The sequence below is a fragment of the Bacteroides sp. L008 genome, assembly GCF_040812255.1.
Taxonomy (GTDB): Bacteria; Bacteroidota; Bacteroidia; order Bacteroidales; family Bacteroidaceae; genus Bacteroides; species Bacteroides vicugnae.
The window spans coordinates 3,170,664-3,183,730 of record NZ_JBFNXO010000001.1; the positions used below are offsets into that span (position 1 = coordinate 3,170,664).

General features: G+C 43.9%; 18 protein-coding genes. 6 read left to right on the forward strand and 12 right to left on the reverse strand.

The annotated features are described in order from the left end of the window. Positions 1-18: 18 nt before the first annotated feature. Genes AB3G73_RS12680 through AB3G73_RS12695 form a run of 4 tightly spaced genes read right to left on the reverse strand, consistent with a single transcriptional unit; the run spans position 19 to position 1,695 of the window. Positions 19-444 carry a single-stranded DNA-binding protein gene (locus tag AB3G73_RS12680; protein WP_005816321.1) on the reverse strand — a complete coding sequence of 142 codons (426 nt, stop codon included), beginning with the start codon at positions 442-444 and terminating at the stop codon, positions 19-21. 53 nt (positions 445-497) lie between these two features. Beyond that, on the reverse strand, positions 498-854 hold the full coding sequence (locus AB3G73_RS12685) for a helix-turn-helix domain-containing protein (protein ID WP_007837478.1): 357 nt from the start codon (positions 852-854) through the stop codon (positions 498-500). Between the two features lie 47 nt (positions 855-901). Further along, positions 902-1,153 (reverse strand): hypothetical protein, encoded by a 252-nt coding sequence (locus tag AB3G73_RS12690; RefSeq protein ID WP_007837480.1) that lies wholly within the window; start codon positions 1,151-1,153, stop codon positions 902-904. Continuing rightward, entirely contained in the window at positions 1,141-1,695 is a 555-nt protein-coding gene (locus tag AB3G73_RS12695) for a hypothetical protein (protein WP_005816324.1), read from the reverse strand. Before AB3G73_RS12695 ends, AB3G73_RS12690 begins: the two co-directional genes overlap by 13 nt. An 882-nt stretch (positions 1,696-2,577) precedes the next feature. Between AB3G73_RS12695 and AB3G73_RS12700 the strand changes: the two genes are divergently transcribed. Continuing rightward, on the forward strand, positions 2,578-2,892 hold the full coding sequence (locus AB3G73_RS12700; protein WP_224204806.1) for a hypothetical protein: 315 nt from the start codon (positions 2,578-2,580) through the stop codon (positions 2,890-2,892). 355 nt (positions 2,893-3,247) lie between these two features. Here AB3G73_RS12700 and AB3G73_RS12705 read toward each other — a convergent pair whose 3' ends face one another. Next, complete coding sequence (locus AB3G73_RS12705) at positions 3,248-3,634, reverse strand: single-stranded DNA-binding protein (protein WP_004319910.1); 387 nt, start codon at positions 3,632-3,634, stop codon at positions 3,248-3,250. 36 nt (positions 3,635-3,670) lie between these two features. On the opposite strand from AB3G73_RS12705, the gene AB3G73_RS12710 reads away from it, so the two are divergent. After that, a complete protein-coding gene (locus AB3G73_RS12710) occupies positions 3,671-3,856 on the forward strand; it encodes a hypothetical protein (protein WP_005816330.1) in 186 nt (61 codons plus the stop codon). 607 nt (positions 3,857-4,463) lie between these two features. On the opposite strand, the gene AB3G73_RS12715 is transcribed toward AB3G73_RS12710, so the two are convergent. After that, complete coding sequence (locus AB3G73_RS12715; protein ID WP_004319908.1) at positions 4,464-4,646, reverse strand: hypothetical protein; 183 nt, start codon at positions 4,644-4,646, stop codon at positions 4,464-4,466. Positions 4,647-4,661: 15 nt separating this feature from the next. After that, positions 4,662-5,246, reverse strand: coding sequence for a hypothetical protein (locus tag AB3G73_RS12720; RefSeq protein WP_005816332.1), 585 nt, complete (start codon positions 5,244-5,246; stop codon positions 4,662-4,664). Positions 5,247-5,311: 65 nt separating this feature from the next. On the opposite strand from AB3G73_RS12720, the gene AB3G73_RS12725 reads away from it, so the two are divergent. From AB3G73_RS12725 to AB3G73_RS12740, 4 genes are all read left to right on the forward strand, one after another. Beyond that, entirely contained in the window at positions 5,312-5,524 is a 213-nt protein-coding gene (locus AB3G73_RS12725) for a hypothetical protein (protein ID WP_007837487.1), read from the forward strand. A gap of 523 nt (positions 5,525-6,047) precedes the next feature. Continuing rightward, complete coding sequence (locus AB3G73_RS12730; RefSeq protein WP_367745090.1) at positions 6,048-6,725, forward strand: RagB/SusD family nutrient uptake outer membrane protein; 678 nt, start codon at positions 6,048-6,050, stop codon at positions 6,723-6,725. 19 nt (positions 6,726-6,744) lie between these two features. Then, the gene (locus AB3G73_RS12735; RefSeq protein WP_148365297.1) at positions 6,745-7,419 is read left to right on the forward strand and encodes a DUF3823 domain-containing protein; all 675 of its coding nucleotides are present in this window, start codon (positions 6,745-6,747) and stop codon (positions 7,417-7,419) included. A gap of 71 nt (positions 7,420-7,490) precedes the next feature. Beyond that, entirely contained in the window at positions 7,491-9,068 is a 1,578-nt protein-coding gene (locus AB3G73_RS12740) for an arylsulfatase (RefSeq protein WP_074638709.1), read from the forward strand. Positions 9,069-9,202: 134 nt separating this feature from the next. On the opposite strand, the gene AB3G73_RS12745 is transcribed toward AB3G73_RS12740, so the two are convergent. The 5 genes from AB3G73_RS12745 to AB3G73_RS12765 all read right to left on the reverse strand — a co-directional run bounded on the left by AB3G73_RS12745 (position 9,203) and on the right by AB3G73_RS12765 (position 12,944). Then, on the reverse strand, positions 9,203-9,853 hold the full coding sequence (locus AB3G73_RS12745) for a MarC family protein (RefSeq protein ID WP_074638710.1): 651 nt from the start codon (positions 9,851-9,853) through the stop codon (positions 9,203-9,205). Positions 9,854-9,914: 61 nt separating this feature from the next. Beyond that, on the reverse strand, positions 9,915-10,607 hold the full coding sequence (locus tag AB3G73_RS12750) for a YjjG family noncanonical pyrimidine nucleotidase (protein WP_074638711.1): 693 nt from the start codon (positions 10,605-10,607) through the stop codon (positions 9,915-9,917). Positions 10,608-10,703: 96 nt separating this feature from the next. After that, the gene (locus AB3G73_RS12755; protein WP_074638712.1) at positions 10,704-11,561 is read right to left on the reverse strand and encodes a hypothetical protein; all 858 of its coding nucleotides are present in this window, start codon (positions 11,559-11,561) and stop codon (positions 10,704-10,706) included. 33 nt (positions 11,562-11,594) lie between these two features. Continuing rightward, entirely contained in the window at positions 11,595-12,269 is a 675-nt protein-coding gene (rsmI, locus tag AB3G73_RS12760; RefSeq protein WP_004299177.1) for a 16S rRNA (cytidine(1402)-2'-O)-methyltransferase, read from the reverse strand. 12 nt (positions 12,270-12,281) lie between these two features. Then, on the reverse strand, positions 12,282-12,944 hold the full coding sequence (locus AB3G73_RS12765) for a hypothetical protein (RefSeq protein WP_234133629.1): 663 nt from the start codon (positions 12,942-12,944) through the stop codon (positions 12,282-12,284). Positions 12,945-13,067 lie beyond the last annotated feature (123 nt).

Consider the following 13,067-nt stretch of genomic DNA (forward strand, 5'->3'; position numbering starts at 1 on the left):
TCTCAGTTGATACTACCCTCAGAAGGGAAGGTCTTCGCTCTTGTCCTGCGGTGCATCGGCTGGCGGTACGGGAGCCTCGCCCTCTGCCTTGGCTGCCTTGCGTGCCTTTGTTGCAGGTGTGTCGGTTGCATCCTTCTTCCCTGCATTGACAAAGGCGATGGAGTCAGCTATGATGCTATGCTGTATGTGGTTCTCTCCGTTGCGGTCTGTCCAAATGGAAGAAGTCAGTGTGCCTTCCACAAGCACCATACGACCCTTGGTGAGGTATTCAGCCAAACGGATATGGTTCTCCTTGCTGCTCTTCACCCTTACCCAAGTGGTGATTTGCTTGCCCTTACTGTAGTCGTCCACTGCGATGTCAACAGCCATGAATGTTCCGTGTGTACCTGTGATGACGCGGCAATCCTTTGCTCCGATGCGTCCGATAGTGTGAGTGTAAATCATAATGTGAAAATGTTATAGTGGCAAGTTGGTTAGACTTGCCGTTACCTTGTTATTTAAATGACTTTTCTTGTTGATTGAACATAAGCTATTGCTTCATTCATAATTTCTGCTCGTGACCTACTCTTGTTATCTTGCATCCACTCATCAATTTCAGATTTGAGGAACATGATACGTTTCCCCTTCTTATGGAATGGTATTTGTTTATTGCTTGTCCAACAATAGATTGTGTGTTCAACTGGATGGGTAGGGAGATACTCACTCAATTCGGAAACACTAAGCCATTCCAATCCCTTATCGGGCTGAATTTGAGTCATTAGTGTGGAAAACTTTTCTTCTAAAATCTCCAGCTTGTTTATTACTAATGACAATGCTGATGGCAAGTCATTAAAACTCAATATTTGCTTTTCCATATCAATATATGTGTGGCAAGTTGGTTAGGCTTGCCGTTACCTTGTTATTAATATCCTTTCTTCGTCTGCCTTGTATTGGCGACAAAAGACTTGTTGCTGCCTGTGAGACTGATAGAGCCGCAATTAACAAACTCTCCGTCGGAATAGACTCTGTACTTCTGTCCGCTTACCTCATGCTTCTGTTTGATGCGCTCTCGCATCCACTTCTTGGCTGCGGTCAATGAGCAAAAGGTCTCGCTCTCCTTGGTCGTCTCGTCATATACGATGCACTGGGTCATACATGCTCCTACTTCATCCATGCACCTATACTCGACGTGACATAGTCCAACTGACCGCCAAATATGTCGCTTGGCTCTATGTCGTATTGTCCATCCCTCACTTCCTTGTCCTCTCCAAGAAGCGACAAGTTTCCGTCGGCATCCAAACGTGCTGCGTCTATGACGATGTCACGAGGCTCGTCAAAGAGATAACCTGCCACGATGGGCTGCTCTCCCTCGAAATGCACCTCAAAGCCTCCGTCCACCTCCGTGCCGTACTTGCGAAGAGCCGCTTTCAGCTCGTCCTGCTCCCGGTGCTGCAATGCCTGGAGTTGTCCGTGGATAGTGAGGTCTTGCAGTTCTGCCTCTCGTTTGGTGTGGGTTGCCTCGCCGGTCTTGCAGTCGATGTCATACTTGTGGTAAACCACTGGGATATGGTCTGCCGATGTGACAAGCCATGTGATGTTGTTCACTGAGAAGCCCTGTCTGGTGAGGAACTCCTCGATGTCTGAGCCGAGAAGGTGGTCGGCTACGTCAAGATACTCGATGCGTGCGTCAGCATCATGCAGGATGATAATCTTCATTGCCTTTCTATTTTTAGTGATACAAATAAGTTTGTCGCCCATGTCGCTGGACTTGTTTAACTACGTTGAAGAAACTTACGCTCAGCATAGTGAATAAATTCCCTCTGCGTTCGCTTAACCGTTTCTTTCTCTTCCCTCCTTTCGAGACCTTTCAGCCTGTGGAGGGATATTTTCTGCTCCCACAAGCCGCAAGAAAAGACATAAAGACAAATTATGTGTGAAGAATACTCTTTTCCGAGGAAAAGGAAGATTGTTCACAGTCACAAGACCTCAAGCAGAATTTGACGATTGTCTCAGACGCGGCTAACTTTGCAGGAAATATGCCTACCACTGCGCTGATTGGAAGAAGATTATTGATATTGGCTGCAAGAGGAATGATGTGTTATATATAAAGAGGTAAGAAGAAAGATTGAAACAGTAAGGGTGGGCAGTGAAGTGTTTGCAGGTCTGCTGTACCGACATAAAGCGAGTGTGTTGGCTGACCGGGATGCAAGTCATCAAAGCTTCAGCCTTGATAGCTTGTAGCACGGACAGACAATTCTCTCGCGTCGGTACTTCGGCATACTGTCAGCTTTGGCTAATAGCAACGTGTTGCCATCAGCCAAGGATGTCTGTATGACGACAGACCATGTAACGCTTCGCAAAGGCGTGGGGCAAAGCAGTATAATTTAGAAGTAGATAGTAACGTATATCAGGCAAGAAGAGACAGTTGCGCAACGGACAAATCGGGCACTCCTGTCAGCATGACAAATGTGCCTTGTCCTTGCCGCAGGACACTGAGGCAGATTGGACGTAGCAGACATGTCTGCCACATTCAATATGCCTGAGTGGACAAGAACTGCCTCTTGTATAGCAGAAGAGAAATTGTAAAACAGTTGATTAGTGGTAAAGGTGGTATGGGTGGGCAGAATGGCATTACACGGACATTGCCGAAGCCCGATAATGGGACAGCCAGACAGCAATAAAGGCAGTTATCAGAAGTGTCAGTTTCTGATAGTGACATTGTTGGCTGCCTGTCACATGGGATTCGTGCGGTGTCCGTACAGTAATGCCGTTCTGAAGGTGTGGGGCGAAGCGATACAACGCACTTGGACGAAACCACCGCTTATAACAGAAAATATTTTGCAGTCAAAGAGAAGAAGAATAGTAAAGCAGGTGTGGGTGGGTAGTGAAGCTGTCGCAAGATTGACGGTCTGAATATCAAGGCGAGTGGATAGCCAGTAAAGGACACAATTATCAGAAGCCTCGGCTTCGGCATCTTGTGGCATAGATGGCAGTCCTCTCGCGTTCAGACCTTGGCATACTGTCTTTCTTGGCTAATAGCGACTTTGTCGCCATCAGCCGGGAATATCTGTATGCCAACCATCTTGGTGACGTTTCGCAAATGGTGAGGGACGAAGTGGTTAGAATAAAGGAAGACGGCGTTGCCGTTATGGTTAATAAATGCACATGGTTGTTATTAGAGAAGATTATCACACGCTATAACAGCAGATTGATGTCCCTGAGCAAAACAAAAGCGACCCGAAGGTCGCCTTGTTATGGAGAGGAAAGGCTATTTCTTGCCTTTCTTGGTTGCTGGCTTGGCCGGCTCTTCCGCAGGAGTCTCCTCCTTGTCGGGACACTCGTAGAACTTGGTTGCAACCATGATGATTCTGGAGTGCTTCACGCCATCCTTGTCTGTCCACTCCTCTGGCTTGAAGAAACCCTCGACGGTGAGCAACGTGCCCTTGGTGAGCTTGTCGAATGATTCGGTGTGCTCGTTCTTGCGCCATGCCTCCATATTCATGAAAGCCGATACGCGGTTGGTTTCCTCGCCGTTCTTCTCCTGACGGCCTACTGCCAATGAGAAGCGTGCTACGCTGGCGTTTGCGAACTGACGGATTTCTGCATCCTTACCTACGAAACCTGAAACTGTGAAGTTGTTCTCGATCTTTTTCATTTTGAATTGAATTTAAAAGTGAAACTTAATTTTTACATGCATTCAAAAGCAGGGATGTGGCACCATGTGGGAAGCACCATGAAAATCGTTCGCAATACTCTTTTTGTCGTTGGCGGTAAGGGAGAAAAAGGAAGATTACGCACTATTTTATTGGTCACAGCGATAGCGGCCACACAAGAAGGAGGAAGTCCTTCGCAGCATCACGCTACCTTTGCATGGTAAAAATAAGTGGCTTTCAAATAGCTCAATTCAGAAAAAGACGGGGCCAAACAATGGAACAAAGGTTGTAAGCAAGGAGGCAATCCGTATGCAACAGACAGGGGCACTGCTATGGCTGTATGCCTGGAGAAACGAAGCGGGAAATCCGACCTTACAGCTGTATCATCAGAAGAGTGAGGAGCATGAACACTGATGCACGATGAACGACAAGCCTAAGGGTCAGCTTAGCAATAGAGGCATCAAGCCAAAAGAGGACAGACATCAGAGGATTGGCGATAGCACTGTCATCATGCTAAGACCAAGTTCTGTGTCCGACAAGGAAGAGTCGCAAAAGACAGACGAGTAAAACCAAAAGGCGAAATGACCATTCCTATAACAAGGTACAGAGACGCTTAAAACGGCGAAGGGACTTTGGCGACGTATCGCTATACAGGTGTCGAAGCATCGCTTCTATAACAGGACTGGAGCAAGTGAGCAAACCGCACAACTTGCTCCCAAGGTATTTCAGTTACAACAGCCATAACCTCATTGGAGGATTGTCCTAAAAGAGTTTTTGCAGTCAAAGGAAGAAAGAGTCTGCAAGCCACATAGCCAACAGACTCTCTCCTGATTATTCACAGATGACAACATCATCCTTGTACTCCGTCACTTCCTTGCCGTTGATGAGCTGGACAATGACCTCACAACCCAAGTCCTCGACAATCGTTCCCTCTGTCTGACCTCTTCGGGGATAAAGCAAGGTGCAGAAACACCCTACAACGCCGTCCAACTGCTCCATGTCTATCGTTGCCATATCCGTTCCTCCTTGTTAGCCGAATGTGATTGGATTGATGCAGAAATTCGTGTCCTCTGCCTCATACTCGTATTCATTGATGAAGTCAATCATCTTCTGTTCGCTTCTTCCGTCCTGTGAGACACCAGTCTTCTCACACCACAACTTGATAGCATCACCAAAGGTGGAGTAAGCACCCTCACAATCCTCAAAGAGTTCTCCGTATGCAGTGACGTAGCACTCTTCGGGGAAGAAGTCGTTCTCATCGTGCGTATAGAAGATGTCGCAACCTGGCTCAACCTCTCGCCAACTGATTGAAAGTTCATCGCCAAGTGCCTTGTTCACCTCCTCAAAGAACAAGTCGCATGAAGACCAAGCACTTTCGGTGTCAAAGGACAAGAGGGCATAATCGTCTTCCACGTTCTCCTCATACTCTGCCCAATAGATGTGTCCTCTCACCGAGATGCCTTTCTTCTCGTAGTCAATGCCATAGTGTTCTGCCAAGAGATACAGATACACATTATTACTGTTCACCTCCAACTCTTGGAGTGTGTTCCAAAGGTCTGCCACGGCTTTGCGTGAGCCTGTCACCTTGTACTGAGTGTCGCAAATGTTAGCCATAAGATAAAATTTTTATTTTCTTCCCTTATGTAGAACCAACTACCATCGGGATTGATTAAAGAATTATGTTGCCCCAAAAGGTGTTATGGCTCATCAATGCAAGGTTTTGCCGTCAAATACTACCTCTGCCACAATCAGAGCGTGGAGATTTCACGGACAAACCACAGGCACCGACCTTGCAGGATGAACGCCATGACAGGTACCTTTGCAACACAATTCTTATCAAAGCCCGATGGGGTGGTACATGGCAGACTGCATGGTACAGCAGTGTGAAGTGACGTTATAGGTGGAGATAAGGCTATAAGAGGTTTTTGCAGTCAAAGGAGAAAAGAGTCCACAAAGTGCAGTATCTACAGGACAAAAACACTTTAGTTTACCTTGGTTAGCTCTTATATATATGCTAACCTAAAGTAAACTGTATATATGTCCGTCTAAAACCCGAAAACCGTACGGGTCAGCTTACGTCAGAAACAGAAGTATAGAACCATAGAAGTGGTTCAAGAAGTCTTTCTTCCTTTGACTGCAAAATATTATCTTTGCACGAATCATAATTGCCCTGTAGGATTTAATATAATTTAACACTCTTTGTTGAATGCAAGGAAGAACAGCTTCAATATGCTGAATATCAGTAGTATAACATTGTGTTAACCCTTAATCTGTAGAAAAGGATGTTATCATACAAAGTAATGTCCATTTGTACTTTTTCTATATGGTTTTATACTTACATTTGCATATCATTTGTATCTTGATAACAGTAACTAACTGATTATCAATATACTTTATATTTGAGGTAGTGAAGTAGTGTTGCAAGCTGGTCAGAAAGTGCCCGACGGAAACGGAAATTGGAAAGAAATCATAGGTAAAGCCGATTCTTACGATGACAATAACCGCCTGATAACTTCTATCAACGGACCAATGGAATCAAATGAAATCCGTATAAACAAAACAGGTTTCTTCTTCCGCAAATTCCTGGACGAAACCATCGGTGCTTCTACCAATTCAAAGATGAGTACCATGTGGTATCCTCGTTTCCGTATTTCAGAAGCATATATGATAGCTTGTGAGGCTGCTTATGAGCTTAATAAAACCGGAGAAGATGCTCCGTTGAACTACATCAATCCTGTTCGTACACGCGCCGGTATCAGCGAACTGGAATCAATCACATTTGAAGATATTGTTCACGAATACCGGGTGGAATTTGCATTGGAAGATCATCGTTACTGGGATCTGAAACGCTGGCGCCTGGCTCACGAAATCTGGGATGGTAATTCGGAAAATCCGGATGCGCAGCTCTACGAGCTATTCCCTTATCAGGTCAATGATCCGGGAAGCGCCAATGACAAGATGTGGGTATTCGACAAAAAGAAAGCCTACATGGTTCCTTACCCCCGCTATTTCCAGATGAAGAACTATTATAACTTCTTCGATAACAGCTGGCTCAACAAGAACCCGCTATTAGTGAAAAATCCGTATCAGTAAAACATAAAACTGTAAGACAATGAAAAAAATAGGAACTATATTTTCTTTGCTTTCACTTTCCCTGCTTGCCGTAAGTTGCGGTTTAGACAATTACGACGAACCCGAATCAGTTCTGGAAGGGAAAATCACGTATGAGGGAAAACAACTCGGTTTGAAAGGTACAAACGGAGGTATTCAACTACAACTGTATCAGGATGGTTATGCCAACCATGATCCTATCACCGTGTATGCCACACAGGACGGAACTTTCTCTGCAGTACTTTTCGATGGTCCGTACAAACTGGTAACTAAAGACAAAAACGGTCCCTGGGTGAATAAACGCGATACCATATATGTGGAAGTAAAAGGAAAAACACAGTGTGAAGTAAAAGTCACCCCTTATTTTACAATATCAGACGAAAATATCACATTGGATAACAACATCGTATCCGGCACGTGCAATATACAGCAAATAGTACAGGATGCAAAGATAAACCAGGCAATGCTGCTCGTCAGCAAAACAACTTTTGTTGACGAGAACACAAATATAGCCCGGCAAAATTTATCCAATATAAATCCCGGAGTAACAAATATTTCGCTGGATATTACGAGTAATCAGAATGTACAGTCGGCCAAAGCCCTATTCGCCCGCATCGGTATAAAAGCGAACGGAGCGGACCAAGCTGTCTATTCAGAAATTTTCAGACTGAAATAATTCACCTGAGAAATAATTTATAAGTATATTTGTCAAACAAATAAACTAACCCAAAAATAAAACAAAATTGTATGACAAACAAAAACATGTTATTAATGGGAACTGCATCCTTACTGTCTCTGCATGCAGCAGCCCAGAATGACCCAAAGCCCAACATTGTCTTAATTATGGTGGACGATATGGGATATTCCGACCTAGGGTGCTACGGAGGAGAAATTCCTACGCCCAATTTGGATAATCTGGCAAAGAAAGGAGTACGCTTTACCCATTTCTGCAACACAGGACGCTCCTGTCCTTCCCGTGCCAGTCTGCTGACCGGACTTTATCCCCAACAGGCAGGTATCGGAATGATGTCCGAAGATCCTCACTCTGCCGAAGATCATGGAGTGCACGGATATATGGGATATTTGAACCGTAATTCAGTCACTATAGCAGAAGTGCTGAAAGAAGCCGGTTATCATACCTATATGTCGGGGAAATGGCATGTCGGTATGCACGGACAAGAGAAATGGCCGTTGCAACGTGGCTTCGATCATTTTTATGGTATCTTGTCGGGAGCTTGCAGTTATCTGCAACCTCATGGAGATCGCAATCTGACTTTAGACAATCAACAGTTGCCTCCACCGGAACAACCTTATTACACTACTGACGCATTTACTGATTATGCGATTAAATTTGTCGATGAACGCCCCAAGGATGACAATCCGTTCTTCCTTTACCTGGCATACAACGCTCCCCATTGGCCGTTACATGCTAAACAGGAGGATATAGACAAGTTTGTAGGCAAATATCGGAAAGGTTGGCAGAAAGTACGTGAAGCCCGTTTGAAACGTATGATTAAAATGGGATTGGTGGACAAAAACTGGGACCTTGCTCAATGGGAGGGTCGCCAATGGTCCGAACTGACCGAGGATGAACAAATAGAACTGGATAGAAGAATGTCAGTATATGCGGCACAAGTTCATTGCATGGATTATAATGTGGGACGGTTAATAAAGTACCTGGAAGAAAAAGGGGAGCTGAATAACACCTTACTTATTTTCTTGTCGGATAATGGTGCATGTGCCGAGCCTCATCGTGAGAAAGGTTTCGGAACCATCGATATGATTAACAATCCAAATGAATGGGTCAACCCGTCTTATGGTCTGCCATGGGCACAGGTGAGCAATACACCGTACCGTAAGTATAAAGTAAGAGCGTATGAAGGCGGAACTTCCACTCCATTGATTATTTCCTGGCCCGACAAGTATGCAAAATACAATGGCGAGATAAGACACAACAGAGCTTTCCTGCCCGACATCATGGCAACCTTCATCGATGCAGCGGAAACAACCTATCCGAAGACCTATCACGGAGGAAATGAGATCATTCCTTTGGAAGGCGCAAGCATGCTACCGATACTAACCAATACGGACACCGAATTGCACGAATATATTTTTGGTGAACACTTTGACAACTGTGTAGTATGGTGGAAAAACTGGAAAGCCGTTAAAGACCAGAATTCTAAAGTATGGGAACTTTTCAACTTGGAGAAAGACCGTACAGAACGTGTTGATTTGTCCAGGGAAAATCCCAAAATTCTAAAACAAATGGTAAATGAATGGAACAAATGGGCAAATACACATTATGTATATCCCAAAGGAAAATAGCCACAGAAAGGTAACATAAAGACATGCAAAATATCTAAAAAACGTATCTAAAAGCACTTGCCCCTGTTACAAAAAGAGTTGTAGCAGGGGCAAGTTTCATTATAGGAACTCTCCGTCCCTCATATTCTTATTCATCAGGGAATCATCCCTTCTCTCACAATATCTACCAGAATCGGCTTCAATCCGCTAACGAAACATTCCACTGCAATCACCATCAAAATCAATCCCATAAGACGCATCATCACATTATTACCCGTTTCACCCAAGACTTTTACCAATCTCGTGGAAGCACGAAGAATAAAGAAAGTCAGCAGATAAATCAGGGCAATAGTACCGATCAGTATCCCCTTCATTTCATAAGAATGAGCATCCTGCATCAAAACGATTGCATTGGCAATCGCTCCGGGACCGCATAACATAGGAATACCGAGAGGCGTAATAGAGATATCATCCGCATACGTTTTGATTTCTTCGTCCTTCAACTTCATCGGTGTATAGCGGGCTTGAAGCATGTCAAAACCTATCTTGAAGATAATCACCCCACCGGCAATACGGAAACCATTGGTAGAGATACCGAAGAATTTGAAAAGAAACTGGCCGGCAAAGACAAATACCATCAATGTAATAAACGACACAATAGTAGCACGACGTACGATAGACTGACGTTCTTTATCCGTCATACCATGAGTCATGGTAAGAAAGACAGGCATCGTTCCCAATGGATTGGTCAATGTGAAGAATGAAGTGAAACAAAGCAAGGCGAAAGGCAGAAGCGTACTATCCATGATTATATCGTATTTTATGCAAAACTAAAACGCAACAAAAATACGACTTAATCCAGAAAACCTATAATAAATCCATTAATTCTTTCAAGGAATGGATGTGATAAGTAGGGAGGAAAGGGAAAGCAGTCCGTTCTGTCACATTGTAGAAAGCCTGATGCATGCCTACTCCGTGTGCTCCGGTTATATCCGCTTCCCAACTGTCACCAATCATCAGGGATTCGCGCAACTCGGATTGAGTGGCAGACAAAGCAAAATTGAATATCTCCGGCCAAGGCTTCAACACTCCGAGATCTTCCGAGAGAATCACCTTTCTGAAATACCCGTCCACTCCTGCCGAACGCATCTTGCGTGATTGCAATTCACGAAACCCATTGGAAAGGATATAAAGGTTATATTTGGGAGCAAGATATTCCAATACCTCCTTTGCATGAGGCATCAAAGTACTTTTGGTAGGGATAATAGCGAAAAAATCTTTCGAAAACTGTTCGGCGAGCATTTCATCTTTCACTCCCACAGCCTGTAAAGGATAAAAGAAACGCTGGCTGTTCAATTCATCCTTCGTTATCTTTCCTTCACCGTACTCAATCCAGAGTTCTGTATTTCTTTGTTGATAAAGAGTATAATAATGATTGAATGAGTCAAAATAGCGATCAAACGAATATTTCTGATATACTTCCTCAAAAGTGTCACGGGCATTTTGAGAAAAAGCCCAAATGGTATCATCAAGATCAAAAAAAAGATTTTTATATTTCATCAGTAGTTATGCGTATAATAAGAAACAAAAAAGCCAATGTGCTAATTTCTTGAATCCAGGAATCAGCACATTGGCAATTCAAAAGGGATATCTACCTTATTTTACCTGGATAACCAAGTATCTGGATACACTCCAGAATTCAGTAGGATTAGTAATCTTCAATGTCAACTGACCTTTGTCATCTTTTACCAATTCATAAGAACCGGTCGGATGAGTAGTCAGTAACTCAGCACGTTTAGAGTACAACTTGATTTCTTTGGTCGTACGAATATCGATCTGAGTGAAATAATCCTTGTTGAAATCAGCGCTCTTCAATACGTCTCCGCTCTGAAGAATCTTTTGAGCTTTCAATTCAGATTTAGTACCGAATACAAACCAGGCAGCATTCAAGCTCTTTTCCTGTTCGGCAACGGTTTTAGCTTTCGCTTCGTTTTCTGCAGCCAGAGTTTCTTTTGCTACAGACAGATCGCTGACAGCAGCATCCAATTCCTGAATACGGATATTCTTGGAAGCCAGTTCAGTTTGCAGTTCCTCAATACGCTGTTGTTTAGCATTCAATTCAGCAGTCAAAGCGGCAACAGCTTTTTTCATCTGTGCAGAATTGTAATTGCTGTTCTTCAACTGTGCCTGTAACTTTGCAATCTGCGCTTTGTTTTCTTCCATTTGCTTGGAGATGAATTCGATGTCAGAAGCAATCTGTTGCTTGGCACTGGCAGAGTTCTCAGTGATGGTTCCACGCTGCAAGTCAACACGGCTTTCGGCAGCATTGATCTTACGGAAACCTTCCTGAACTTCATTGAAAGTACCCATCATATCATCCAGTTCAGCATTACGCTGGTTCAGTTCCATCAAAAGAGAATCATTTTCAGCTTTCAGGTCTTTACTTCCACCTTTAAAGCCATCACACGAAGCCAACATGGCTACGCATACAAATAAAACAGCTAACTTTTTCATACGTTTACGTTTTACGTTTTTTAATGAAGTTATTTAATCATCTATTCCTGCTAATACAATCACAATCTCGCCCCGGGGTTCGGTAGCGGTAAAGTGTTCTATCAATTCAGCCAAACTGCCCCGAACTGTTTCTTCGTGGAGTTTGGATATTTCACGCGACACGGTTGCCTGACGTTCAGCGCCGAAATATTCGGCAAACTGTGTTAACGTCTTCAACAGACGGTGGGGTGATTCATAAAACACCATCGTGCGGTGTTCTTCCGCCAATGTCTTCAGTCGTGTCTGTCGTCCTTTCTTCTGGGGGAGAAATCCCTCGAAGCAGAACTTCTCGTTCGGCAATCCCGATGCAACGAGTGCCGGAACAAAAGCGGTTGCTCCCGGCAAGCACTGCACTTCAATACCGTTGCGCACACATTCACGAACAACCAGAAATCCGGGATCGGAAATTCCAGGCGTTCCGGCATCCGAAATTAGTGCCACCGTTTCACCTGCCTTTATTCTATTAACAACACTTTCCACCGTTTTATGTTCATTAAATTTGTGGTGGGATTGCATTGCATTCTTTATTTCAAAGTGTTTCAGCAAGATACCGGAAGTACGTGTATCCTCCGCCAAAATCAGATCGACCTCTTTCAGGACTTTGATAGCCCGAAAAGTCATGTCCTCCAGATTCCCTACCGGCGTAGGTACCACATATAGCTTTCCCATCTTGTTTTTGTTTTATGCTGATTGATTAAAATATTTCTTTAGTAGCTCCAGAAAGTCGTTCACCGCTTCTTTTTCTTCATTCAATTCGACTTTCGAGGACAGAAACGCGATTGCAGTCTTGTAGGAACTCATTACTGATATCTGTTCGATAACCCGATTCATCAAGTCAGTGTTGCCTCCGAACAGTTCACGAGAAAAACGGAAAGAATCATTCAAACTGATAGAATGTCGCAAGCCGGCAGATAGTTTGAGACTTTCTCCCAACACAGCCGATTTAGGCTCTTCCTCTTTCACAACAGTTTCAACGACAGGTTCCTCCACTATTGCAGGCTCCTCTTCTGCTATTACTAAAGGGGTCTCTTCCGCAACAATAGTCTCTCCCTCCTCGTCTTCTTTCACGTCAACCGATTCGAGAGATTGTATAATAACGGAGGAATCTTCTTCAGACCCGGCAACTTCATCCTTCTCTTCCGCTGTCTCTTCCACAGCTGACGGAGAAATTACCTGAACAGCATCCACCTCCTGTTGCAGTTCGTCCAAACGTCCCTGCATCCGTGTAATGCTCCGCTTCAACAGTTCAGACAAAGTCGGAGTCGGCTCCTTGGTAAATAAATCCATGAGATACTTCAACTCATGAACATCCAACTCAATATCTGTTAATAGCTTCTGTTTCATGTCAGTCCATTGTTTATACGGTGCGAATGTAGGAATAATTTATGCAATAACTTAAAATAATGGATAATTTAACAGTTCTTGCACATTGAATTGCTTACCTTTGTCCACATATTTATTTAATCA

What these genes read in the sequence shown, in the direction of transcription:
- AB3G73_RS12680 (WP_005816321.1), bottom strand. Translation starts at nt 444, where the DNA reads ATGATTTACACTCACACTATCGGACGCATCGGAGCAAAGGATTGCCGC.
- AB3G73_RS12685 (WP_007837478.1), bottom strand. Translation starts at nt 854, where the DNA reads ATGGAAAAGCAAATATTGAGTTTTAATGACTTGCCATCAGCATTGTCA.
- AB3G73_RS12690 (WP_007837480.1), bottom strand. Translation starts at nt 1,153, where the DNA reads ATGGATGAAGTAGGAGCATGTATGACCCAGTGCATCGTATATGACGAG.
- AB3G73_RS12695 (WP_005816324.1), bottom strand. Translation starts at nt 1,695, where the DNA reads ATGAAGATTATCATCCTGCATGATGCTGACGCACGCATCGAGTATCTT.
- AB3G73_RS12705 (WP_004319910.1), bottom strand. Translation starts at nt 3,634, where the DNA reads ATGAAAAAGATCGAGAACAACTTCACAGTTTCAGGTTTCGTAGGTAAG.
- AB3G73_RS12710 (WP_005816330.1), top strand. Translation starts at nt 3,671, where the DNA reads ATGCATTCAAAAGCAGGGATGTGGCACCATGTGGGAAGCACCATGAAA.
- AB3G73_RS12715 (WP_004319908.1), bottom strand. Translation starts at nt 4,646, where the DNA reads ATGGCAACGATAGACATGGAGCAGTTGGACGGCGTTGTAGGGTGTTTC.
- AB3G73_RS12720 (WP_005816332.1), bottom strand. Translation starts at nt 5,246, where the DNA reads ATGGCTAACATTTGCGACACTCAGTACAAGGTGACAGGCTCACGCAAA.
- AB3G73_RS12725 (WP_007837487.1), top strand. Translation starts at nt 5,312, where the DNA reads ATGTTGCCCCAAAAGGTGTTATGGCTCATCAATGCAAGGTTTTGCCGT.
- AB3G73_RS12735 (WP_148365297.1), top strand. Translation starts at nt 6,745, where the DNA reads ATGAAAAAAATAGGAACTATATTTTCTTTGCTTTCACTTTCCCTGCTT.
- AB3G73_RS12740 (WP_074638709.1), top strand. Translation starts at nt 7,491, where the DNA reads ATGACAAACAAAAACATGTTATTAATGGGAACTGCATCCTTACTGTCT.
- AB3G73_RS12745 (WP_074638710.1), bottom strand. Translation starts at nt 9,853, where the DNA reads ATGGATAGTACGCTTCTGCCTTTCGCCTTGCTTTGTTTCACTTCATTC.
- AB3G73_RS12750 (WP_074638711.1), bottom strand. Translation starts at nt 10,607, where the DNA reads ATGAAATATAAAAATCTTTTTTTTGATCTTGATGATACCATTTGGGCT.
- AB3G73_RS12755 (WP_074638712.1), bottom strand. Translation starts at nt 11,561, where the DNA reads ATGAAAAAGTTAGCTGTTTTATTTGTATGCGTAGCCATGTTGGCTTCG.
- rsmI (WP_004299177.1), bottom strand. Translation starts at nt 12,269, where the DNA reads ATGGGAAAGCTATATGTGGTACCTACGCCGGTAGGGAATCTGGAGGAC.
- AB3G73_RS12765 (WP_234133629.1), bottom strand. Translation starts at nt 12,944, where the DNA reads ATGAAACAGAAGCTATTAACAGATATTGAGTTGGATGTTCATGAGTTG.